We start from the raw sequence: 23,288 nt of genomic DNA, 5'->3' as shown, positions 1-23,288 counted from the left end.
GCCGCGTTCAGCGGTCCTTGTAGCGCTGCAGGATCAAGTCGACCAATGGGCCCATCTTGCTGCCAAGTGAGCCTTTGATCATTACCGCATCGCCTGGCGCAAGGTCTGCAACCAAAGGTTTTTGCAACCCCTGGGAAGTTTCCGCATAGGCGCCGCGCTTTTCCATCGGCAGAACCCGCCACAACGCCTTCATCAAAGGACCGCAGGCATAAACCTTATCGACGCCAAGCGCCGTCAAATCATAGACCAGCGCGCCGTGCATCGCTGCGGCATTGTCGCCAAGTTCCAGCATATCACCCAAAACGGCAATTCTGCGCCCCCGCTGCCCGGTCGGCAGGCGTGAAAGAACTTTCAGCGCCGCCTTCACCGAAGCTGGATTGGCATTGTAACTCTCGTCCAGCAGCGTGATCGCATCGCCCGGTGTGTCGATGATGTGCTTACGGCCACGGCCGTCGGGCTGCTCCATATTGGCTAGCGCAAGACCGGCTTTGGCCAGATCAAGCTCAAGCGCTGAACAAATGGCCAGCACACCCAGTGAGTTGATAACCAGGTGTTCGCCCGGAGCCCCAACCTTGTAGGCGATGGTCTGGCCGCCAATTTTGGCTTCTACGGTTGAGCAATCAGCATGCAGCGCAACTTGCATGAGCTCCGCGTCATTGCTAGCCCCATGGCCGAAGGTCATCACACGGCCCGCGCCCGCCTTCGAAGCCCGATCTTTCAAGAACGGCGTGTGTTCAATGTCGCCATGAACCACGGCTGTACCACCGGGCAATAGCCCGTCGAAAATCTCAGCCTTTGCCGCCGCAATTGCATCAAGGCTGCCAAGATTCTCAAGGTGAACCGGCGCAACAGTAGTGATCATCGCGATGTGCGGCTGCACCAGTTTCGAAAGCGGGGTGATCTCTCCGGCATTGTTCATGCCGATCTCAAAGACGCCGAATTCTGTGTCCCGCGGCATCCGGCAAAGCGTCAGCGGCACGCCCCAATGATTGTTGAAGCTTTTCACCGGCGCATGCGTCACGCCGAACGAAGACAGAATGAGCCGAAAGGTCTCTTTGGTTGATGTCTTGCCCACCGATCCGGTGATGGCGAGCATTTTTCCGGTCGCTCGCGCTCGAGCCGCCCGGGCCAGATCATAGAGCCCGTCATAACTGTCCGGAACGATGATCAATCCACCCTTGGGAACAGCCAAACTATCGGCCTGATCGGAAGACACAAGCGCCGCCGTTGCGCCTGCTTCCAGCGCCGCGTCCACAAAGGCATGGCCGTCGAATTGGTCACCCTTGATAGCAATGAAGAGATCGCCGGGTGCGACCGTGCGGCTGTCGATGGAAACACCAAAAACGTCACCAGGCTCACCACGTACGGATCCATGGGCGGCAGCAAGAACCTCATCAATGGTCCAAAGCGGCGTGCCCAAGGTCACGCTCCTTCGTCCAGAAGCGTACGGATCACCTCATGATCGGAGAAGGGATGCTTCACGCCATGTATCTCTTGGCCGGTTTCGTGCCCTTTTCCGGCGACCAGCAGAATGTCGCCATCTTCCAGCATCGCCAATCCAGCGGCGATCGCATCATGGCGATCGCCGATCTCCATCGCGTCGCTACCGGCACCTGCCATCACCGCTTGGCGGATCGTTGCCGGATCTTCGGTGCGGGGATTGTCATCGGTGATGATGACCGCATCGCCATAACGCGCTGCCGCTTCACCCATCAGCGGTCGTTTGCCCTTGTCGCGATCGCCGCCAGCGCCAACCACAATCACCACCTTACCATCCGCAAAGGGCCGCAGCGCCTTCAGCGCCTCCTCCACCGCGCCGGGCTTATGGGCGTAGTCGACAAAGGCTTTGCCACCACGTTTTGTCGTGCCGATGTATTCGAGGCGGCCACGTGCGCCCTTCAATGTCTTAAGGGCGCTAAAGACGGCGTCGGCATCGCACCCCGCCTGGATGGCAAGTCCCGCAGCCACCATGGCGTTGGCCACTTGGAACAGGCCAGGCAGCGGGAGTTCAACCGTGCGCTGATCGCCGAAATAGGTGAAACCGACGGTTTGCGCATAGCCAGACGGTTTGACGGTCTCGACTGCGATATCTCCTTGGCCCATCCCAGCCGTGAGCAATCGGTGATTGCGCTTGCGTGCGAGGTCCGCCATGCGCTCGCCATAAGAACCATCGAGCCAGACAACAGCGCCTGCGCCTTCCGGCAACAGCGGATCAAAAAGCCGCGATTTGGCCTGGAAATAGTCTTCCATTGTTGGGTGATAATCGAGGTGATCACGGCCTAAATTGGTGAAGGCCGCGGCACTCAGTTCCACGCCATCTAGACGACGCTGTTCCAACCCGTGTGAAGAGGCCTCCATGGCCATATGGGTCACGCCATCATCGGCCAGCGCTGTCAGGGCCTCGTGTAGCGAAACGGAATCGGGCGTCGTCAAAGCACCAGCCTCAGCCCCATCACCGCGCGTGATCCCAAGCGTGCCCATCGCTGCGGATTCATGGCCGAGCGTCTGAAATATCTGTCGAACGAAGGCAGCCACCGAGGTCTTGCCCGACGTGCCGGTCACCGCCACCATCACTTCAGGCTGCGGCGCAAAGAACTTGGCCGACATTAGGGCAAACGAACGCCGGGCATCCGGTGCACGCAGTTCAACAACGCCATCCGGAACGCTCGCCTCTACGCCATCGTCGAGCAGAATGGCCGTCGCGCCGTCCACCACCGCCTGGTCAATGAAATCCTTGCCGTGCCGCGCTGCGCCTTCCAGGGCTGCGAACAAAAACCCAGGCTGCACTTTGCGACTGTCGAGCGCCAAACCTTTGACCGCCAAGTCGCCATCACCGGACACCAGGCGCACACTCGGATCGATCAACTCAGACAAAGAACGGGCAACGGTCATTGATGGGGGCGATTCTGCTTTCGGGGTAATCGTCCCTTGCCATAAGGCTTTTTGCGCGGCGCGTCACGCCTACTGCACGGCGATATCGTCGCGCGGACGTACGCCAAGGATCGGCGCAATCCGTTCAATAATCTGCCGTGTCATCGGCGCCGTGTTGAGGCCTGCTGTGGCGCTGGTTTGTCCCTCAGCAGGTTGCGGTTCGTCGATCACCACGATCATCGCATATTGTGGGTCGCGCATCGGGAAAGCGGAGACAAAACTGTTCAGCCGGTGATCACCGGAATAGGCACCATCAACGATCTTTTCCGCCGTGCCCGTTTTGCCACCGACATCCAATCCATCAACCGCAGCGCGGCGCCCGGAACCATGGTCAACATTGGCGCGGAAAAGCTCGCGCATCTGCGCGCTTGTCTGGCCCGACAAGACCTGACGCGCGTGACGCATGGCCTGGTCTTCGTTGCGTGGCAGAAAGGTCGGCTCCACATAAACGCCGCCATTCACCGTGGCAGCAGTCGCCGCCAACAGTTGCAGGGGTGTCGTCGTCAGGCCGTGACCGAAGGAGATGGTGGCCGCCGACAAGCGTGACCATTCTTCGCGCGGAAAGAAGGGGGAGGCCGTTCCCGGCAACTCCACATCCATGCGGGCCAACAAGCCGAGGCGATCGTAATAGGCGCGCTGGGTCGCAACACCCATTGCTTCAGCGATGCGTATGGTGCCGATGTTCGACGATGAGGTGAAAACCTCCGACGTCGAGAGGATCGCGCGGCGGGCATGGAAGTCATTTATCGTCGACGACCCGATGCGGATCGGGCGGCGCGCGTCATGCTGGCTATCCATCGTGATTGCACCGGAATCCAAACCAGCTGCGATGGTGAACACCTTGAATACTGAACCAAGCTCGAAAACGCCGCCGGTCGCGCGGTTAAGCGCGGCTTCTTCGCCCAGCCCCTCGCGGGTGTTGGGATCAAAATCGGGCAGTGAGACGAGCGATAGAATCTCGCCGGTGCGAACATCCATGACCGCCGCTGTGGCCGCCATGGCCTGGTAGGTTTCCAAACCCTCCGTCAGAACATCGCGAACCACATGCTGCACACGCAGATCAAGCGAAAGATGCTGCGGCGCAAAGTCAGGGTTTGTCCGGTCCAAAAAGCCCAGTGCTTCAAGTTCGGCCAAGGGACCATTGTCGAGATAGCGCTCGATGCCCGCCAGTCCTTCATGATCGACATTGACCGCGCCAAGAACGTGCGAAGCGAGGCGCCCTGAAGGGTAGAAGCGCCGCGCTTCTTCCAAGAAGCCAACGCCAGGAATCCCCTGCCCCATGAGAAGATCACGTTCGGCTGGCGTCAGATCACGGGCGATCCACTCAAAACGGGACGTGTTATCAAGGCGTTCGCGCAGATCATCTCGCTGCAGCTCCGGCATGACCACTGACAAACGGTCAACCGCATCGTCCACATCGACCAGCACTGAAGGGTCGGCGTAAACGGCTGTTGCCGGTACATCGGTCGCCATCAGCACGCCGTTGCGATCAACGATGTCGGGCCGGTAGGCCGCAATTTGTTCCTGCGGGGTTGGCGCGCGCACCCCGGCGCTTGGTGTGTCTAGCGCCAGATCAACCAGTCGCACACCGATGACGCCATAGACCAAGGCCAGTCCGATGGCGAACATGATGAGCCTCGTGCGCGTCGCATCAAAAAGCGCCTTGCCCTGCCCATCAAGATGGATGGACGCGCCATCGCCGTGCTCGTCACGCGGTTCGGTCGGCGCCTTGCGCAAAATTCTGCGCGCTTTGCGCAGCCAGGACGCCACATCGGTGTGGGCCGGGTCGTTCACATGATCTGGAAAGGGCGGCAGATAGGTCATGGCGTGCGCTCTTCGATGCGCATCTCAACGCCGCCGGAAACCACGCCGTCAAGCAAGGCGCCGATGCTGTCGCTCGGCGCTGACGGGATCAGCGGTACAGGCTCAGATGTTTGGGAATCTGCGCCGGTGAGAACCTGCAACAGCAGATCGATCTGGCCGGGAGCCTCGATAGCAATCACACCGCCGCCAGGTGCGTTTTCGTCGACGTCACCGTCAAGCGCGTCGTCCTCGACAATCAACTCGCTACGAAATGGGATGTCGGCAAGGCGGACATAATGGGCCGACGTGATCGGCTCTAAGGCAAAAACATCCGGCAAATCCGACACAACCGCTTGCAGGCGCGCCGGCTGTTCCAGCGCCGCCAAATCGGCCTCCAGCAGACCAACATCACGCGATAGCGCACCGATTTCACGCTCCAGGCCGCGGCGCTCGTCATTGGCGATCTCCGCCTCATGCTTCACATTGTAGACATAGGCTGCCCCGGCAATCGCGGCGACCAGGCACACCACATCAACCACGCGCATGGCTTGGCCTCCGCTTGGTGCTGCGGGCGCCACTAACCCGCTTCAAAACCGGTAAACCTAGAGCACGCGCTTGGCTGTCATCCGATCCAATCGGCTGCCTGGCGGGTGCATCGGTTCGGCGCGCTGCGCGCAATTTAGCGGATCGCGCACGGGGATTGACTGCCATCTCCTCATCGCCGGGAACAGTGGGGCGACGAGTGATGGGCTCAAACCGCGCAGGCTCCAGAACCACATCCGGCTGGTGCCGCGACCCCCGCGACGTTTTTGCGGCATCGGCGATAAAACGTTTGACTATGCGGTCTTCCAGGGAATGGAACGTCACAACGGCCAGACGCCCGCCCGGCTTTAGCAGTTTCTCAGCGCCGTAAAGCGCGCTCACCAACTCGCCGAGTTCATCATTGACGGCGATACGCAGCGCCTGGAACACCCGCGTTGCCGGATGGATAACCGGCCCCGGCCCGCGCTTGCGTACTGGCATCAGCTTTTCGATCAGCGTCGCAAGGCCGCGCGTGGTCTTGATCGGCCACTCCTCGCGCACCTCGCAAATGAACCGCGCAATGGCGCGCGAACGGCGCTCCTCACCATAGGTGAAGAAAAGATCAGCAAGATCGGTTTCCGACCAGCTGTTGACGATATCGGCAGCCGTCGGCCCTTCCTGATCCATGCGCATGTCCAGCGGACCGTCATGGCGAAAGGCAAAACCACGATGGGCTTCATCAAGCTGCATCGAGGAAACGCCGATATCGAGCACGATGGCATCAACCGAACCGACGCCGCGCGCAACAAGCTCGTCGTCCATCAGCGAAAACGGTGCTTCGATCAGCGTCAGCGCATCACCATGGGCAGCCAACAGTTCTTGCCCACCAGCAATCGCATTCGGGTCACGATCAAAGGCGATGACGTTCGCGCCTGCCTCCAGAAAAGCGCGCGTGTAACCGCCGGCACCAAAGGTTCCGTCGACGACCAACGCACCGTCCAGCGGTGCGATTATCTCTATGACTTCTTGCAGAAGCACCGGAACGTGCCGGTCGGTGTCAGGCCCATCACTGGTCATGAGGCTGACCCAACCGGAGCCGCTGATGTGGTTGCTTGATCGCCCCAAAGGACCCGACGCGCGGCGCTGACCGCCTGGTCGCGATAGGCTTGGTAGCGCTCCGGTGACCAGATTTGAAACTTGTGGCCCTTGCCGACAAAAACCACTTGTCCATCGATGCCCACCAAGGCCTTCAATCGCGGTGGCAAAGCGATCCGGCCTTCCTTGTCGAGCGAGAGGATTTCGCTCTCCCCAAAGAAGGCAGTCGCCAGCAAATCGTAATCGAAAGAGGTCGGGTCGAGCGCGGCGAGCTTGGCCTCGAACATGGAAAAAAGACGCTTGCCGCCAGCGTCCACCGACTGCCCGTCGGGGCTTGGAATGCAGTAGAGGCCCTCGAAGCCATCGGCCTTCAAAACATCGCGAAACGGTTTGGGGATGCTGACGCGCCCTTTGGCATCGGTCTTCATCTCGATGGTGGACACAAAGGCGTGCATCAAATCTCGCGAAACGGGGCTGCGACCGTGAAAATGAATGGTCACCTGCCCCTACGGCCTTGTGCGTATCAGCGCGCTGTGGGCAACTCCATTCCTGCCAATGGGCTACCATGGGAAGCCATGGGTCACAATGGGAAATTGCTTCACAAAACATTGCCGTACGCGCTAATCAAAACCGGTTTCTGTTTGTACCCGGTTAAACTTAACATGCCGTTTCCAGCGCCAAGTCTTTGAAAAAAAACAGGAGTCAACGTCGCCAGCAAACGCGATTTGGCGGCCCAGCCTGTGGAAAAACATGTGGAGAAAACCAGCCAAGACGAGCGCACAAATTTCGAGCACGCTCGCACAGGTAGAAAAATGCAAGAGCCAGTTGACCTGTAAGCCGGGTTCTGTCCTCCAACCCCGAAGGATTGTGGGGCAGCCATTCCTCTAGGGCGGGCCTTGCGACCCACCTCAAGCAACCAACCCGAACGCCTCACTTGGAGACAAAGCTGCCGGGCAAGCCCGGCGCGACGTTCCTATTTGGTCTTGCTCCCAATGGGGTTTGCCGTGCCGCCAACGTTGCCGCCAGCGCGGTGGGCTCTTACTCCACCCTTTCACCCTGACCCTGATCCGAAGAACAAGGCGGTCTGCTTTCTGTGGCACTTTCCCTGAGGTCGCCCTCGCCGGGCGTTACCCGGCATCGTGTCTCCATGGAGCCCGGACTTTCCTCCCGGACGCAAGTCGCCTCGCGCCCCGGCGGCTGCCCGGTCAACTGACACGGTTGGCCTCGCACGCCACTGCTGGTGCGGTCAACTCCGCCCTTTAGGGCTGTCAACTAGCGAACGGCGGGATGGTTCTTCAGATGACCGGCCTCAGCAACGCTTTCAAGCAGTTCAACGGCGGTCGGATAGGCGCTCATACGTTCACCGAGAAGCTGGACGGATCGTGCCAGGGCGCGCACTTCCACCGGCGTATCGCAGCCCCGGCGAGTCATCAGTTCGAGCACATCAACGGCATCGCTGATCCCCTGGGCCGGAGCGCGTTCGCGCAACAGGCGCACAAGCGCTTCCACCTTGGGCCGCACATCGACAAAGGCGGCTGCCGGAACACCCACATGGTCTCCGAACGGGCGATCATCAATCTCAGGCTCCTCTTCGACTAGTTCGCCCTCGCCGGCATCAGGCGCGTCGGAACCGGGTCCCAACAGATCATCATCGCCATCAGGCTCGTCATCTGCGGGAATGGGAAATGGCGGCGGCAAAGGCGGGAGCGGGCCTTCGTCTTCATCAAGGTCCGACGGCTCGTCGTCCACCGGACCATCGACCTCAAGTGCAGCCGAAACATGTGTCGTCCGATCGTCATCTTCCTCGCTGCCGTCGTCCGGATCATCACGCGCATCGTGCGGCGGAAGGGGCGGTAGATCAGGTTCTTGGGAAAGCTCTGGATCCGGTTCCACCAGTTGCGGCTTTTCCGACCGAGGCGGCGACGAGTTCTCATCCGTGGCCGCGTCCTCATCCTCGGAGAAGACCGGCAAGGTCAGTGCCATCGGCCCTTCGTCGGGCGTGTTCGCCAACACGTCGATCCCGCCTGCCGGCGGGCCGAAATCGACTGACCGATGAGCCGCATGAACATAGAGCGAGGATTGAGCGCGCATCGGATCACTCCAAAGGCGCTCAAACGCTTCCAGACAGCGTGTCAGAAAATTGCCATCGCGCGACAGCACACCAAGCGCCGATCCATCGCGCAAAAAAATCGTAAAATGCTGGCGGGGGCGCAGCCAATAGGTGCCGTAGCCGAACGCGATTAAGGGCAACAGCGACAACGCAAACAGCGTGTAGTCGGGCTCAAAAAACTGCAGCGTTTCCAGGAACGCACTCACAGAAGCGGTGAGGCTGACCAGGAACAATCCCGCCACGATCACGAACGATAGCCGAACGCCAAACGTGTCGATGCGTGCGCTGGCCAGCATGTCACGCCGCACGACGACATCGTCAGCGGTCAGGCGCTCGCCTTCCAGCGTGATGGATTGCACCCAACGGATGTTTTCGGTCAGCAAACTCAAGAAACAACGGGCCTTTTTGGCGAACTCGACGCGGTCGGACCTAGCCGATAAGGCTGCTCAACAGCTGATGCAAGGTTGAAACAGTGGAACTATCGGCCACGCCATCGATCCGCGCAGGTCGAAAGTGGCGCTGAAAGGCGCGCACAACCGTCTCCGTTTGGCTGTCAAACTGGCCGGTCAGCGCAATGTCATAGCCATAGAGTTTGAGCATGCCCTGCAACGCTGTCACCGGGTCGCCGGCATCGCCAGTCGCCATGAACCGGCCATCAACCAGCGGCGCAGGTGGCAAATAATGGCCAACGCCAGCTGCCGCTAAGCGATCCCATGGGAAAAGCTCACCGGGGTCTTCTTTGCGATCTGGCGCGATATCGGAATGCGCCAGCACATGTTCTTTGGCAATCTGGTGACGCGACACGATAGCCTGTCCAAGCGCAATGACCGCCTCGATCTGCGCATCGGGAAACGCGCGGTAGCCATGCTCATGGCCCGGGTTACAGATTTCGATACCCACCGAGCGGGCATTGATATCGGACACACCTTTCCAGGACCCCTGCCCCGCATGCCAGGCTCGGGATTCCTCGTCCACCATCGCGACAATGCGGCCATCTTCGTGGACGACATAATGGCAGGAGACTTTCGAACGCGGGTCGGCCAGCCATTGCACCGCCGCGTCATCGTCCACCATGCCGGTGTAATGCAGGAGCAGGATATCGACCGGTGGGCCATTGCGCTCATCGAAATTGGGCGACGGGATAGTTGTATCGATGGTTGGATAGGCAACGCTCACGATGCTGCCCCAACGCCGCCCTGAGATGGTCTGTTGCGTAGCTCGATCTGATCGAAGGCCGCATTGATCGCAGCCAACCGGTCGGAGGCAATCTTGATGAACTCCTGTGGCACGCCGCGCGCCATCAAGCGGTCGGGATGGTTCTCCGCCACGAGCTTGCGGTAGATACGCCGCACTTCGTCATAGGGCAGATCGGCATCGACCCCGAGCACCACATAGGGGTCAAGCTCGCCTTCAAGCACGTGGCGCGCACGAACCCTGCGATACTCAACATCATCCATGCCGAACTCGCCGGCAACGATCTCCAAGTAGGCCGCCTCACGGTCGTGCAGCACACCATCGGCCATGGCGATGTGAAACAATCCATCGAGAATGTCTTCCAGGATTGCATGCTCGCCCTCAAACAGGTTGGCGATCTTGCGCGCATAGGCATCAAACCCGGCAACGTCCTGCTTGGCCAGATTGTAGAGCCGCGCGACGTTGGCAGACTCCTCCTGAGGGAACTCGACCAGATCGCGGAAGGCTTCGATTTCATCGTTCGTCACGACGCCATCGGCTTTCGCCATCTTTGCCGACAGGCCGATCATCGCCACCGTGAACGCCACTTGCCGACGCTGCTCTTCATCGCCAACCAGATTGCGTAACCGGTCAACAAGCGTGCCAAGCACCGCCCCGGCGCCTGAGGCAGCCGACCCGACCAAGGAAGAAAGCGAAGACCAAATGCTCATGGAAAAAGACTGCTGATCACATCGCTGCGGCAGCGCGCGCCGCCTGATCGTAGGACCCAGATAAGGCGCGCATCATCGCCGCGAGGTTGGAAATGTCCTTGCCTTCAATATTTAAGGCTTTGACCGAGTCGATGAACAAGGCTTCGCGCAGCTCGCCATAGCGCTCGCACACGGCCGTGCCTTTTTCGGTGATCTTCACGGTTTTTTCCTTGCCTTTGCGCCCACTTTCGACAAGCCCACGCTCAGCGAGCTTCTTTACGGCGTAGGACACCAGATGGGTGTCCTCAATGTTGAGAACAAGGCAGATGTCGGCAAGCGTCTTAGGCCGGTCACGGTGGTTGACCAGATGCACCACAAGAACCTCAAGCGGCGACAAGCCTTCTTCGCCAGCCGCCGTCATGCAGCGCGTCATCCAGCGATGAAACGCGTGCACGGTCATCGTGAGCGCAAATTCAAACTCCGACTGCGCCGGCAGCGAGGATTTGGCGAGGTGCGCTGAAGAAACAACCGGGCCAACCTTCGGCCCGGCATCCTTTTGCCCATCATTATCAGGCACCACCTCTAGCGGTTCGACAGCATCGTTTCGGGCAACCATAAAGCGATCTCCGGAAAAACGACCAGGAGCACCGTGCCCACCACCAAAAGGCCGAAAAACGGCAGGGCATAGAGCGCGACCTGGAAGATATTGCGCCCCGTCATGCCCTGAATAACGAACAGATTGAACCCCACTGGAGGGGTGATCTGGCTCATTTCCACCACGAGAACCAAAAAGATGCCGAACCAGATCGGATCGATGCCCGCTGCCTGCACCATTGGCAAGATGATGCTGGTGGTCAGAACGACAATCGAAATGCCGTCCAAAAAACAACCGAGAACAATGAAAAACAGCGTCAACGCCGCAAGCAGCGCATAAGGCGAAAGCTCCATCACGCCGATCCATGCGGCAAGCTCACGCGGGATACGCGTGTAGCCCATGGCAACGGTGAGAAAAGCTGCGCCAGCCAAGATGAACGCGATCATACAACTGGTGCGCGTTGCGCCAAGCAGTGCTTCGGTGAAGCTGTCTTTGGTGAGGGTGCCGGAAACCCAGGAAAGGATGAGCGCGCAGAACACGCCGACGGCTGCCGCTTCGGTCGGCGAGGCAAGCCCGGCATAGATCGATCCGATGACGGCCACAATCAGCAGGATAATCGGGATGAGACGCAGCGTTGCGCCCATCCGCTCACGCAAAGGAATGGCCAGTTCATGGACTGGCATCTTGTCCTTGTTGGTCAGCGCCCAGATCGCCGTGAACCCCATAAAGAGGACGGCAAGCATGATGCCCGGCAAAACTCCAGCGATGAACAGCCTAGCAATGCTTTGCTCCGTCGCCGCCCCGTAAACAATGAGGATGATCGAGGGTGGGATCAGCAGACCCAGCGTCCCCGAGCCGGCTAATGTGCCGATCGCGATCCGTGGGTCATAGCCGCGCTGTGAAAGCTCCGGCAGCGCCATACGCCCAATGGTGGCCGTGGTTGCCGCCGACGAGCCTGATACAGCCGCGAAGATGGTACAGCCCAAAATGTTCACATGCAGCAGACGACCCGGCAGCCCGCGCATCCAAGGTGCAAGCCCGGCGAACATGTCTTCCGATAGCTTGGAGCGGAAAAGAATTTCCCCCATCCAGATGAACATGGGCAGCGCCGTCAACTCCCAAGAATTCAGCTTGCCCCAGAACGTGGTTGCCAGCACTGTCCCAACCGGTACGCTGGTGGCGATCACGATACCAAGCACCGCTACGGCTGTGAGCGCCAGCGACACCCAAAGCCCGAGCGCCAGGGCCGCCAACATGGCAAGCCCAAGCACGATGGCGAGCGTTTCGATACCCATCAGCTCATCCCCCGCTCGGCATCTTCCGGCGTGATTACCGGCTTCTGAAGGATTTCCGATTTGGCCTCTTCATGGGCCTGATAGGTCGGTATGCCGGTGGTGAGAACCGCGACCAGTTCGTCAGCCATCGCAATTGCGAAAACCACCAGACCGGCGGCAAGCGCCGACTGCGGGATCCATAAAGGGATCGGGATGACGCCAAAGGAGACTGTGCTGAATTGGATGGAATCCACAACCTGCAGAACAGCGTGATAGGCGGCATAGACCGCGATGGCAGCACCGATGGTGAGAACGACCGTTTCGAGTACGCGCCGCACACCAAGCGGGACGGCCTTGATGAGCATGGATACACGGATGTGATCGGCTTTGCGTAGAGTCGCCGCCAAGGCCAAGAATGTGGCCGCGACAAAAAGAAAGCCAGCGATCTCATTAAGTGATGGCACGGTGATGCCGGCGATCGGCATATCCAGGGCGCGCAACGTGCCGTCCAAAATGCGCCCAAAAACCTGCACCAGTACTAAGCCGGCGATCACGCACAGGCAAACGGCAGCCGCCGCCGATGAGGCTCGATAGAGCCCGTCCAATATCGCACGCATCACGATTCCCCTCTGGTGACGCAGGAATGGAAAACTGAAAGAAAAAGGGCGAAGCGCCTTTGGCACCCCGCCCAGTCTCAGGCAGAACTACATGCGGTAGGCGTCGATGACAGCCTGTCCGGCTTCGCCGGCGCTTTCCAGCCATTCGCTGGTCATCGTTTCGCCGATCTCGCCAAGTTGTGCAGCCAACGTGGCGGAAGGTTCAACGACGCCCATGCCATTGTCGGCCAGCGTGCTGGTCTTGGAGCCGGTTTCTTCTTCCGACATCGCCCAACCGCGTGTTTCAGCCTCGTCGGCAGCGGCAAGCAACGCCGCCTGTTCATCGGCGGACAAAGCATCGAAGGCACGCATGTTCACGATCACCATGTTCTTCGGCAACCAGGCGCGCGTGTCATGATAGACCGACACAAAATCCCAAGCCTGAGAAGCAACACCGGTGGAGGGCGAGGTAATCATGGCGTCCACACGACCAGTGGAGAACGCGGTTGGAATGTCGCCTGCTTCAACCTGCGTTGGAACAGCGCCCATTAGGGTTGCCAGGCGCTCAGTGGCCGCATTGTAGGCGCGGAAGCGTACGCCATCCATCTGCGCCGCATCGGTCACTTCTTCGCCGGCATAAATGCCCTGCGGTGGCCACGGCACAGCGAAGAGAAGTTTCAAACCTTCTTCTTCCAGCAGTGCAGCGATGGCAGGCTCAGAAGCTTCCCAAAGTGCACGGGCTTCATCATAGCTGGTGGCGAGGAATGGGATAGAATCCACGCCGTAAAGCGGGTTTTCATTGGACAGACGCGAGATCAGCACCTCGCCGATGGGAGCCAGCTGACGGCGCACCGCGTCTTTGATCTCCGGGTGGCCGAACAGAGAGCCCGCAGAATGCACGGTGATACCAAGCGATCCGCCCGTGGCATCGCGCACATCATCAGCAAATTGCATGATGTTGGCAGTGTGGAAGATGCTATCGCCATAAGGCGTTGGCATATCCCAGGAGGTTTGCGCGAACGCACCGGTGGCTGCGATAGAAATCGCCCCAAAAGACATGGCGCCGGCGAGCGCTAGTGTTTTCAATCCAGTCATGAGTTTCCCCTCTCACAGTTTGACAGCGTTTCTGACCGTTGTGTTTCGGTCCGTGAACGCACCGCTGATCAGCTCAGCGTTTTGAGAGGTTGACGCGACGATGACAATTTGTCAACGTTTTATCAGCGATTAGTTTTTGACGCCAATTGGAGGCACCCATGGCCAGCGCGACACCCGCCCCGAGCGAAAACACCGAGGGCCTTTGGGATTTCTGGATCGATCGCGGTGGCACGTTCACCGACATCGTTGCACGCAGGCCAGATGGTGAACTGCTGACCAAAAAACTTCTTTCGGAAAACCCAGAAGCCTACCGCGATGCCGCGGTTGAGGGCATTCGGCGCTTCTTAGGTGTGCAATCTGGTCAACGCGTGCCCGCCGAAAAAATAGCAACAGTAAAAATGGGCACCACCGTGGCCACCAACGCCCTGTTGGAGCGAAAAGGCGAGCCGACGGCGCTGATCATCACCAAAGGTTTTCGTGATGCGCTGCGCCTTGGCTATCAGGCGCGCCCGGACATCTTTGCCAAAAACATCATCCTTCCCGAGCAGCTTTACGATCTGGTGGTCGAAATCGATGAGCGCGTGTTAGCCGATGGCACAGTTGAAACGGCGATCACCGACGAGGCTGTTGATGCAGCGCTTGATGCGGTTGAAGCCAAAGGTTTCAAAGCGTTGGCCATCACGCTGATGCACGCCTACGCCTACCCCAAGCACGAGGCCAAAATTGCTGTCCGTGCCCGTGCTCGCGGCACCATCCCGCAGGTATCCGTAAGCCATGAAGCCTCGCCCTTGGTCAAACTGGTCGGTCGTGGTGACACCACCGTTGTGGATGCCTATCTCTCGCCAATCCTCAAACGCTATGTGAACCAGGTCGCCGAAGAGCTCGGCGTTGAAGGCACCGGTTGTCGGTTGATGTTCATGATGTCGTCAGGCGGGCTCACCGCCGCCGACATGTTTGAGGGCAAAGATGCCATCCTCTCCGGCCCGGCAGGTGGCGTGGTCGGCGCTGTGCAGACCGCCCAGATGGCAGGATTTGATAAGATTATCGGCTTCGACATGGGTGGCACCTCCACTGATGTCAGCCATTTCAATGGCACCTATGAGCGCGCCTTTGACACCGAAGTGGCTGGTGTGCGCATCCGTGCGCCGATGATGCGCATCCACACAGTGGCAGCGGGCGGTGGCTCGATCCTCCACTACAAGGACGGCCGCTTTCAGGTTGGGCCAGACTCAGCGGGCGCCAACCCAGGACCGGCCTGCTATCGACGCGGCGGACCGCTCGCCGTTACCGACGCGAACGTCATGGTCGGCAAGCTGCAACCCACCTTCTTCCCGTCGATTTTCGGGCCCGATCAAGATCAGCCGCTCGACGTTGACGCCGTTCAAAAACGCTTCGAAGACATGGCAGCAGACGTTGGCGACGGCAAAAAACCTGAAGAGATCGCCGACGGGTTCCTCAAAATCGCGGTCCAAAACATGGCCAACGCCATCAAAACCATCTCGGTTCAGCGCGGCTATGACGTGACCCAATATGCTCTGGTCAGCTTCGGTGGCGCTGGCGGCCAACATGCCTGTGCGATCGCTGACACGCTCGGTATGACGACCGTGCACCTGCACCCTTTCTCGGGCTTGCTTTCAGCCTATGGCATGGGCTTGGCGAGCATCTACGCATCGCGGACCAAAGCCTTTGTGCAGCCGTTGGCCGATGACAGCCGGTCGAGCCTAAACGCGTTGATCAACGATCTAACCGACCAGGTGCTGGCAGAATTCAAGGATCAGGGTGTTACGGAAGCGGCGCACCATCCGGTTTTGCACCTGCGCTACGAAGGCACCGACACCACTATCGATCTGGATTTCTCCGCCCGCGATATGGCGGCGATCCGCACCGCATTTGAAGCTGAGCACAAAGCTCAGTTTGGCTTTGTCTATCCTGGTCGCACGATCATCATTGAGAGTGTCGAGCTACAGGGCGCTGACGCAACGACTGCCGGGCGTGATGAAACGGCGCAAGCCATCGTGGATGGCGAAGCGCCGGGCGGCGAAAGCACCCGCATCTTCACCGACGGCGCATGGCACGATGCCGCCATCGTTAGGCGCGGCGACGTGGCACGCGGCCAGACTATATCCGGCCCAGCGATCCTTGTGGAAGATCACCAGACCGTGGTCATTGAACCAGGCTGGCAAGCGCAACTCACCGCGCGCGATCATCTGGTGCTGAAGCGCGTTGAAGCCAAAACGCGTGATCTGGCGATCGGCACACAAGCTGATCCAGTGATGCTGGAGGTCTTCAACAACCTCTTCATGTCCATCGCTGAGCAGATGGGCGAGACGCTGCAAAAGACGTCCTCCTCGGTGAACATCAAGGAGCGGCTCGATTTCTCCTGCGCGGTCTTCGATAGATCAGGCGCGCTGGTCGCCAACGCACCCCACATGCCGGTGCATTTGGGATCGATGGACAGGTCGGTGGAAGCGATCATCCGCCAGAATGAAGGCCGAGTGCGCCCTGGCGATGTCTATGCCCTCAACGCTCCCTACAATGGCGGCACCCACCTACCGGATATCACGGTGGTCACGCCGGTGTTCGACCCCGATGAACGCGAGATCATCTTCTGGGTCGCCTCACGCGGTCACCATGCTGATGTCGGCGGCACCGCCCCAGGCTCAATGACGCCGCTTGCCACCAGCGTGGAAGAGGAAGGCGTGCTGTTCGATAACTTCAAGGTGGTGGATCAGGGTATCTTCCAGGAAATCGCCCTGCGCAATCTGCTGACCGATCACCCCTACCCTTGCCGCAACCCTGACCAGAACATTGGGGACCTCAAAGCGCAGATCGCCGCCAACGAAAAAGGCGTGCACGAGATGCGCAAGATGGTCGCCCAGTTCAGCTGGGAGGTGGTTTCAGCCTATATGGGCCATGTGCAGGACAACGCCGAGGAGAGTGTGCGGCGTGTTCTGGAACGGCTGGACGATGCCGAGATTGAATATGCAACCGACCAAGGCGCCGTCATTAAGGTAAAGATCACGGTTGATCGCGAAAAGCGCGAAGCCACGGTCGATTTCACTGGCACATCACCGCAGCAACCCAACAACTTCAACGCACCCGAACCGGTGGCGCGAGCGGCGGTGCTCTATGTGTTCCGCGTGCTAACCGAACAGCCCATCCCGATGAATGCCGGCTGCCTGAAGCCGATCAATCTCATAATCCCCGAAGGCTCCATGCTGCGCCCGCAATATCCTGCTGCCGTTGTGGCAGGGAACGTGGAAACCAGCCAGCACGTGACCAATGCCATGTTCTGCGCCACCAAGGCGCTCGCCGCGGCCCAAGGTACGATGAACAACTTGACCTTCGGCAACGCGACATATCAATACTATGAAACCATCTGCTCCGGCGCACCTGCTGGCCCGGGCTTTGATGGCACCTCAGGTGTCCACACCCACATGACCAACTCACGCCTCACCGATCCGGAAATCCTGGAAATGCGGTTTCCGGTTGTGCTGGAAGATTTCCACATTGATCTTGGGTCGGGCGGCAAGGGCCGATGGAACGCTGGCGACGGCACGCGACGGGTCATCCGCTTCCGCGAAAAGATGGACTGCGCCGTGCTTTCTTCGCATAGGAAAATCGCACCCCCAGGTGTGGATGGGGGGCAGCCGGGACGCTTGGGTAAAGCCGAAGTGCGACGCAACTCCAGCGAGATTGAAACCCTGCGCAGCTGTGATCAAACGGTTCTTGAGCCCGGCGAGGCCATCATCATCACCACACCGACCGGCGGTGGGTATGGAGCCATTTAGCCCCACCAGCATTCACAATAGTCATCCTCGGGCTTAACCCGAGGATCCATCTCTCCAGCGCAACTGGGCGTGCCCCAGGAAGGCGATAGAGCTGGATGGCCGGGTCAAGCCAGGCCATGACCGTTCTTGGAAGCAGACAGTTCGGCACTTGACGCAGAACCGTTTCGCAGGATTGCTCCTTTCAACCTAGGAGCCCCCATGACCCTCGAACTCTACCTGTCCTACGTCATCGCCTGCTTTGTGGTGCTGGCCGTGCCTGGTCCGACGATCCTTCTGGTCATTTCCTACGCCCTCTCTCAGGGCAAACGGGCAGCCCTCTCCACGGTTGTCGGCGTGGGCCTGGGAGATGCGATAGCTGTGACTGTCTCGTTAGCGGGGCTCGGCGCGGTGATGGCGACCTCCGCCACCGCGTTCACTGTGGTGAAATGGATCGGTGCCGCCTACCTCATCTATCTTGGGATCAAGATGTGGCGCACGCAGCCCAAGCTCAGCCTCACCGACCAGCCGGAGATTTCAGGACGCAAGATGACGCTGCACACCACCATCGTCACGGCGCTTAACCCAAAGGGAATCGCCTTCTTCATTGCGTTCTTGCCGCATTTCTTGAACCCAGCTGCCCCTGCCGTTCCGCAATTGGCGTTGCTTGGCACGACCTTCGTGGTGCTCGGTGCGGTGAACGCCACGCTCTACGCGCTGTTTGCCGCCCATCTGCGCCAGCGCATCACGCAGCCCTCGACCCTGAAATGGGCCAATCGCGCTGGTGGAACCATGTTGCTCGGTGCTGGCCTTATGACCGCCACATTGCGGCGCGCCTGAGGTTTCTCCAACGCCAATTTCGCCTGCTAAGGCATTGAACTTACGTCGTTTGTGCAGTGCAGCGACGAATTTCCTTCACCCATGTGCGACTTTCGGGTTAGCTTCCTTGCTACCAAACGAAGAGGGGAGGCCCGAGCCTATGAACGGTCAACGCGCTTTGAACTTGGTGATTGTCGGTGCAGCATTTGTCTTCATCGGCGCCATCGTCTTAGGGATGGTTTGATCAAAGAGTTTTAGTGAGTGTGACAGTCGTCGACACGGCCTGATAACAATTTCGCGGCAACAACAAAGTCAATCCGCATTTCTGAAAACGGCGCCTCAATTGGGGCGCCGTTTTTTGTTGTTTGTCAGCGCGTTAGGCGGCAAGAGCATCGATCGCGGCATCGGCTTTGGCCATTGACGCCTCAGCGTCCACCATCAGCCGGTCGGCCGCCACCACATCCACATCATGGATGCCGATAAAGCCAAGCACATGCTTCAGGTAAGGCGTGGCAAAATCGATCGGCGAGCCGGATTCCGTGCCGCCAGAAGAGATGACGATCGTCGCGCGTTTGCCTTCCAGAAGGCCCTTTGGACCATTTTCGGTGTATTGAAACGTCACGCCAGCGCGGGCGATCTGATCAACCCACGCCTTCAGGGTCGCTGGAACGCCAAAATTCCAGATCGGCGTGGCAATCACGATGTGATCAGCCGCCATAACCTCGCCGACCAAAGTTTCAGAGGTCGCAAGCGGGCTTTTGTCCTCGCCGCCAAAGGCCGCACCAATCCACGCGCCATCAACGACCGGAACACCGTCACTGACATCGCGGGTGATGATTTGGGTGCCATCGCCGCCTAGCCGGGCGATGACTTTGTCTGCCAATTGGCGGCTAACCGAGGCCTCGCCGCGTGGCGAGGCGACGACGTTCAAAATGGTGTTTGCAGGTGACATGGGGGTTTGTCCTCAACGCATGAATGGGTTGAGGCAAATGTGCGCTGAAACCATTCATCGCAAAAGACCGATTAATGGAAACGTGCTGTCGCCTACCTGCGAACAATCGACACCTTACTGTGCAGCTGCGGTGAGGATGTCATCCGGATTGTAGGCCAAAACGGGACGCAGCCAGGTTTCGGCCTGCTCGATTGTCCAGCCCTTGCGGGCCGCATAATCCTCAACCTGATCACGCTCCACCTGACCGACGCCGAAATAGTAGCTGTCAGGGTGGGCAAAGTAGAGACCGGAAACTGACGAGCCCGGCCACATGGCAAAGCTCTCGGTGAGTTTGATGTCGGTGCTGCTCTCCGCATCCAAGAGATTGAACAGCGTCTCTTTTTCGGTGTGATCGGGTTGCGCAGGGTAACCCGGCGCCGGGCGGATGCCATCATATCTTTCACCGATCAGCTCTTTCGGCGTCAGAGCCTCGTCAGTGGCGTAACCCCAGAACTCCTTGCGCACGCGCTCATGCATGTGTTCGGCAAAGGCCTCGGCGAGCCGATCACACAGCGCCTGGATCATGATCTTCTTGTAGTCATCATCGCCAGCGAGCGTTTTGATAGCCTCCTCCTCGCCATGACCGGCGGTCACCGCAAAGCCGCCAATATAATCGCCATCGGGCGCCACAAAATCGGCAAGCGCGGCTTGCGCGCGGTCACCGGTCGATCGTCCGATCTGCTGGCGAAGCGTGTGGAATGTTGCGACCCGCTGCTTGCGTGTCTCATCGGCAAAAACGGCAACGTCATCGCCATCCCGCGCCGCTGGCCAAAGCCCGACAACCGCTTTGGCCGAGACAAGCCCAGAACCGATGATCTCATCGAGCATGACCTCGGCATCGTCCAGCAGTTCGCGCGCCACCGGTCCCGCCTCCGGGTGGTCGAGCACCGCTGGATAGGTGCCTTTAATCTCCCACGTCGCCAAAAACGGCGTCCAGTCGATGTAAGGCACCAGTGTTTGAAGATCGTACGTTTCAAACAGTTTGGTGCCCAGCATCTTTGGCTTCATTGGCGGTTTGGCCGCAAAATCTGGCTGGAAAGCTTTCGCCCGCGCTTGCGCGATCGGAAGACGGGCTTTGGTTGCTTGCGCCCGCGCATGACCTTCGGCGATACGGTCATACTCGGTAGAAATCTCGGCAAAATAGGACGCTTTGTCTTCGCCAAGCACCTTTTGACAGACACCGACGGCGCGGCTGGCGTCGGTGACATAGACGGCCTGGCCGCGATGATACGCCGGATCAATCTTAACCGCCGTGTGCACGCGGCTCGTGGTTGCGCCACCGATCAGCAGCGGCACCTCAAAGCCTTGCCGCTCCATTTCGGAGGCAACGGACACCATTTCGTCCAGTGACGGCGTAATGAGCCCTGAAAGCCCAATCACATCGGCGCCAATTTCCTTGGCTTTGTCGAGGATCGCCTGTCCGGGCACCATGACGCCCATGTCGACGACCTGGTAATTGTTACACTGCAGCACGACGCCGACGATGTTCTTGCCGATATCGTGGACGTCGCCCTTCACTGTGGCGAGCAGCACCTTGCCAGCCGACGGTGCATCGACGAGGCCCATTTCCTCTTTTTCACGCTCCATGAAGGGCATGAGATAGCCGACCGCCTGCTTCATCACGCGCGCCGACTTCACAACTTGTGGCAGGAACATCTTGCCCGAGCCGAATAGGTCGCCGACGACGTTCATGCCGTCCATCAACGGGCCTTCGATGACGTGCAGGGGGCGCTCGACCGATTGACGGGCTTCTTCGGTGTCTTCGGTGATGAACTCGGTGATCCCATGGACCAGCGAGTGTTTCAGCCGTTCGGCGACTGGCCCCTCACGCCAGGACAGATCGACGACACGCTTTTTGGCGCCGCCACCTGCGAACTCACCTGCCGCATCAACGAGCCGCTCGGTTGCGTCCTCACGGCGGTTGAGCACGACGTCTTCAGCCAGTTCTTTCAAGCGCGGGTCAAGCGCATCGTAAACACCGAGCTGACCGGCATTGACGATGCCCATATCCATGCCCTGCCCAATGGCATGGTAGAGGAACACCGTGTGCATCGCCTCACGCACAGGTTCATTGCCGCGGAACGAGAAGGATAGGTTCGACACCCCGCCCGACACATGGGCGTGTGGCAGGTTCTGGCGGATGAACTTGGTCGCGTTGATGAAGTCGTTGCCATAATCGGCATGCTCTTCAATGCCGGTGGCGACGGCGAACACGTTCGGATCGAAGATGATGTCTTCCGGCGGGAAGCCCACTTCGTCCACCAGCACGCGGTACGCGCGCTCGCAGATCTCGGCTTTGCGGGCATAGGTGTCGGCCTGGCCGTCCTCGTCAAACGCCATCACGACAACCGCCGCACCATGCCGCAGACAAAGCTTGGCGTGTTCGATGAACTGGTCCTTGCCTTCTTTCAGCGAGATCGAGTTCACGATCGGCTTGCCCTGAAGGCATTTCAGCCCGGCTTCGATGACCGACCATTTGGACGAATCGACCATCACCGGCACGCGGGCAATATCCGGCTCGGCGGCCACAAGGTTCAAGAAAGTGACCATCGCCTCCTCGGAGTCGAGCAGCCCTTCATCCATGTTGACGTCAATCACCTGCGCCCCAGCTTCCACTTGGTCACGCGCGACATCAAGCGCCGTTGGGTAGTCATTGTTCTTGATAAGCTTGCGGAACTTGGCAGACCCGGTGACGTTGGTACGCTCGCCCACATTCACGAACGGGATGTCGCTGGTGAGCTCGAACGGTTCCAAACCGGACAGCCGCAGACGCGGCTCAAGCTTTGGGACAGTGCGCGGCGCTTGGTCCCTCACCGCATCAGCAATGGCACGGATGTGCTCTGGCGTCGTTCCACAGCAGCCGCCGACCACGTTGACTAGGCCAGCTTCGGCGAATTCGCCCAACATGCCCGCCGTCGCTTCGGGTGACTCATCATACGCGCCGAACTCATTCGGCAGGCCAGCGTTCGGATAGGCGCAGACCAACGTGTCCGATACTTTTGCAAGCTCAGCGATATGTGCGCGCATCTCCTTTGCGCCGAGCGCACAGTTGAGGCCGATGGAGAACGGCTTTGCATGACGCAGCGCGTACCAAAACGCGCTCGGAGTTTGGCCCGATAGTGTCCGCCCGGAAAGATCGGTGATCGTGCCGGAAATCATGATAGGCAGCTTCACGCCCATCGCTTCGAACGCTTCATCGATGGCAAACAGAGCTGCCTTGGCGTTCAACGTGTCGAAGATGGTCTCAACCAACAGGATATCGGCCCCGCCAGCGATCAAACCCCTCGCCGCCTCTCCATAGGCGGTGCGCAACTCATCAAACGTGACGGCCCGGAATCCTGGGTTCTGCACATCGGGCGATATGGACGCGGTACGGTTGGTCGGACCCAAGGCCCCCGCTACAAAACACTCCCTGCCCGGCTCATCAGCCATAATCTGATCAGCAGCCTCGCGGGCCAGCCGCGCGCCCTGCTCGTTCAGTTCATAGGCAAGGCTCTCCATGCCATAATCGGCTTGGGCAATCGTGGTGGAAGAAAAAGTATTGGTCTCAACAATATCCGCGCCGGCCTTGAAGTAAGCCTTGTGAATGTCGCGAATAGCGTCGGGCTGGGTGAGGATCAGAAGGTCATTGTTGCCTTGAAGATCTTGCCCCCAATCGGCAAAGCGTTCCCCGCGGAAATCAGCCTCCGAAAACTTCTGATCCTGGATTTGCGTACCCATCGCGCCATCAAGCACAAGGATGCGCTCAGCACTGAGCTGATTCAAAACATCAAGACGCGGATGATTCAGAATCATAAGTGGAAGACC

At 59.4% G+C, this 23,288-nt stretch carries 17 protein-coding genes and 1 other RNA gene; 2 read left to right on the top strand and 16 right to left on the bottom strand.

From position 1 onward, the window contains the following. Window positions 1-7: 7 nt before the first annotated feature. From JJ917_02295 to JJ917_02230, 14 genes are all read right to left on the bottom strand, one after another. Entirely contained in the window at window positions 8-1,420 is a 1,413-nt protein-coding gene (locus JJ917_02295; GenBank protein MBO6697642.1) for a UDP-N-acetylmuramoylalanyl-D-glutamyl-2,6-diaminopimelate--D-alanyl-D-alanine ligase, read from the bottom strand. Between the two features lie 2 nt (window positions 1,421-1,422). Next, window positions 1,423-2,892: a UDP-N-acetylmuramoyl-L-alanyl-D-glutamate--2,6-diaminopimelate ligase gene (locus JJ917_02290; protein ID MBO6697641.1), complete on the bottom strand. Its 1,470-nt coding sequence runs from the start codon at window positions 2,890-2,892 to the stop codon at window positions 1,423-1,425. Between the two features lie 69 nt (window positions 2,893-2,961). Continuing rightward, window positions 2,962-4,755 (bottom strand): penicillin-binding protein 2, encoded by a 1,794-nt coding sequence (locus tag JJ917_02285; protein MBO6697640.1) that lies wholly within the window; start codon window positions 4,753-4,755, stop codon window positions 2,962-2,964. After that, the gene (locus tag JJ917_02280; protein ID MBO6697639.1) at window positions 4,752-5,279 is read right to left on the bottom strand and encodes a hypothetical protein; all 528 of its coding nucleotides are present in this window, start codon (window positions 5,277-5,279) and stop codon (window positions 4,752-4,754) included. Before JJ917_02280 ends, JJ917_02285 begins: the two co-directional genes overlap by 4 nt. Continuing rightward, window positions 5,266-6,333 carry a 16S rRNA (cytosine(1402)-N(4))-methyltransferase RsmH gene (rsmH, locus tag JJ917_02275; GenBank protein MBO6697638.1) on the bottom strand — a complete coding sequence of 356 codons (1,068 nt, stop codon included), beginning with the start codon at window positions 6,331-6,333 and terminating at the stop codon, window positions 5,266-5,268. The genes JJ917_02280 and rsmH overlap by 14 nt, the downstream gene beginning before the upstream one ends. Then, window positions 6,330-6,806 (bottom strand): division/cell wall cluster transcriptional repressor MraZ, encoded by a 477-nt coding sequence (locus tag JJ917_02270; GenBank protein MBO6697637.1) that lies wholly within the window; start codon window positions 6,804-6,806, stop codon window positions 6,330-6,332. Before JJ917_02270 ends, rsmH begins: the two co-directional genes overlap by 4 nt. Window positions 6,807-7,168: 362 nt before the next feature. After that, window positions 7,169-7,564, bottom strand: an RNA gene (rnpB, locus tag JJ917_02265) — RNase P RNA component class A. 59 nt (window positions 7,565-7,623) lie between these two features. Further along, entirely contained in the window at window positions 7,624-8,850 is a 1,227-nt protein-coding gene (locus JJ917_02260) for a hypothetical protein (GenBank protein MBO6697636.1), read from the bottom strand. 40 nt (window positions 8,851-8,890) lie between these two features. Then, entirely contained in the window at window positions 8,891-9,535 is a 645-nt protein-coding gene (locus JJ917_02255) for an N-acetylmuramoyl-L-alanine amidase (protein MBO6697635.1), read from the bottom strand. Window positions 9,536-9,633: 98 nt separating this feature from the next. Then, the gene (locus JJ917_02250) at window positions 9,634-10,365 is read right to left on the bottom strand and encodes a DnaJ family molecular chaperone (GenBank protein MBO6697634.1); all 732 of its coding nucleotides are present in this window, start codon (window positions 10,363-10,365) and stop codon (window positions 9,634-9,636) included. A 16-nt stretch (window positions 10,366-10,381) separates the two neighbouring features. After that, window positions 10,382-10,960, bottom strand: coding sequence for a winged helix DNA-binding protein (locus JJ917_02245; protein MBO6697633.1), 579 nt, complete (start codon window positions 10,958-10,960; stop codon window positions 10,382-10,384). Further along, entirely contained in the window at window positions 10,927-12,234 is a 1,308-nt protein-coding gene (locus JJ917_02240) for a TRAP transporter large permease subunit (GenBank protein MBO6697632.1), read from the bottom strand. Before JJ917_02240 ends, JJ917_02245 begins: the two co-directional genes overlap by 34 nt. Continuing rightward, complete coding sequence (locus tag JJ917_02235; GenBank protein MBO6697631.1) at window positions 12,234-12,830, bottom strand: TRAP transporter small permease; 597 nt, start codon at window positions 12,828-12,830, stop codon at window positions 12,234-12,236. Before JJ917_02235 ends, JJ917_02240 begins: the two co-directional genes overlap by 1 nt. An 87-nt stretch (window positions 12,831-12,917) precedes the next feature. Then, entirely contained in the window at window positions 12,918-13,868 is a 951-nt protein-coding gene (locus JJ917_02230; GenBank protein ID MBO6697630.1) for a TRAP transporter substrate-binding protein, read from the bottom strand. A 194-nt stretch (window positions 13,869-14,062) separates the two neighbouring features. Here JJ917_02230 and JJ917_02225 point away from each other — a divergent pair, with 194 nt between their 5' ends. Together JJ917_02225 and JJ917_02220 are read left to right on the top strand one after the other, a co-directional pair. Then, on the top strand, window positions 14,063-17,695 hold the full coding sequence (locus JJ917_02225) for a hydantoinase B/oxoprolinase family protein (protein MBO6697629.1): 3,633 nt from the start codon (window positions 14,063-14,065) through the stop codon (window positions 17,693-17,695). 198 nt (window positions 17,696-17,893) lie between these two features. Next, complete coding sequence (locus JJ917_02220; GenBank protein MBO6697628.1) at window positions 17,894-18,511, top strand: LysE family translocator; 618 nt, start codon at window positions 17,894-17,896, stop codon at window positions 18,509-18,511. Between the two features lie 355 nt (window positions 18,512-18,866). On the opposite strand, the gene JJ917_02215 is transcribed toward JJ917_02220, so the two are convergent. Both JJ917_02215 and metH read right to left on the bottom strand, forming a co-directional pair. After that, on the bottom strand, window positions 18,867-19,442 hold the full coding sequence (locus tag JJ917_02215) for an NAD(P)H-dependent oxidoreductase (protein ID MBO6697627.1): 576 nt from the start codon (window positions 19,440-19,442) through the stop codon (window positions 18,867-18,869). A 114-nt stretch (window positions 19,443-19,556) separates the two neighbouring features. Further along, complete coding sequence (gene metH, locus JJ917_02210; protein ID MBO6697626.1) at window positions 19,557-23,276, bottom strand: methionine synthase; 3,720 nt, start codon at window positions 23,274-23,276, stop codon at window positions 19,557-19,559. Window positions 23,277-23,288 lie beyond the last annotated feature (12 nt).

Source organism: Hyphomicrobiales bacterium, from assembly GCA_017642935.1.
GTDB lineage: Bacteria > Pseudomonadota > Alphaproteobacteria > Rhizobiales > MH13 > MH13.
Note: the sequence above shows the minus strand (reverse complement) of the source record. Positions and strands in the feature narration are given on the sequence as shown.

Coding starts and splice junctions, on each gene's coding strand:
- JJ917_02290 (MBO6697641.1), bottom strand. CDS start 2,892: ATGACCGTTGCCCGTTCTTTGTCTGAGTTGATCGATCCGAGTGTGCGC.
- JJ917_02285 (MBO6697640.1), bottom strand. CDS start 4,755: ATGACCTATCTGCCGCCCTTTCCAGATCATGTGAACGACCCGGCCCAC.
- JJ917_02280 (MBO6697639.1), bottom strand. CDS start 5,279: ATGCGCGTGGTTGATGTGGTGTGCCTGGTCGCCGCGATTGCCGGGGCA.
- rsmH (MBO6697638.1), bottom strand. CDS start 6,333: ATGACCAGTGATGGGCCTGACACCGACCGGCACGTTCCGGTGCTTCTG.
- JJ917_02270 (MBO6697637.1), bottom strand. CDS start 6,806: ATGCACGCCTTTGTGTCCACCATCGAGATGAAGACCGATGCCAAAGGG.
- JJ917_02255 (MBO6697635.1), bottom strand. CDS start 9,535: ATGGTGGACGATGACGCGGCGGTGCAATGGCTGGCCGACCCGCGTTCG.
- JJ917_02250 (MBO6697634.1), bottom strand. CDS start 10,365: ATGAGCATTTGGTCTTCGCTTTCTTCCTTGGTCGGGTCGGCTGCCTCA.
- JJ917_02245 (MBO6697633.1), bottom strand. CDS start 10,960: ATGGTTGCCCGAAACGATGCTGTCGAACCGCTAGAGGTGGTGCCTGAT.
- JJ917_02240 (MBO6697632.1), bottom strand. CDS start 12,234: ATGGGTATCGAAACGCTCGCCATCGTGCTTGGGCTTGCCATGTTGGCG.
- JJ917_02235 (MBO6697631.1), bottom strand. CDS start 12,830: ATGCGTGCGATATTGGACGGGCTCTATCGAGCCTCATCGGCGGCGGCT.
- JJ917_02230 (MBO6697630.1), bottom strand. CDS start 13,868: ATGTCTTTTGGGGCGATTTCTATCGCAGCCACCGGTGCGTTCGCGCAA.
- JJ917_02225 (MBO6697629.1), top strand. CDS start 14,063: ATGGCCAGCGCGACACCCGCCCCGAGCGAAAACACCGAGGGCCTTTGG.
- JJ917_02220 (MBO6697628.1), top strand. CDS start 17,894: ATGACCCTCGAACTCTACCTGTCCTACGTCATCGCCTGCTTTGTGGTG.
- JJ917_02215 (MBO6697627.1), bottom strand. CDS start 19,442: ATGTCACCTGCAAACACCATTTTGAACGTCGTCGCCTCGCCACGCGGC.
- metH (MBO6697626.1), bottom strand. CDS start 23,276: ATGATTCTGAATCATCCGCGTCTTGATGTTTTGAATCAGCTCAGTGCT.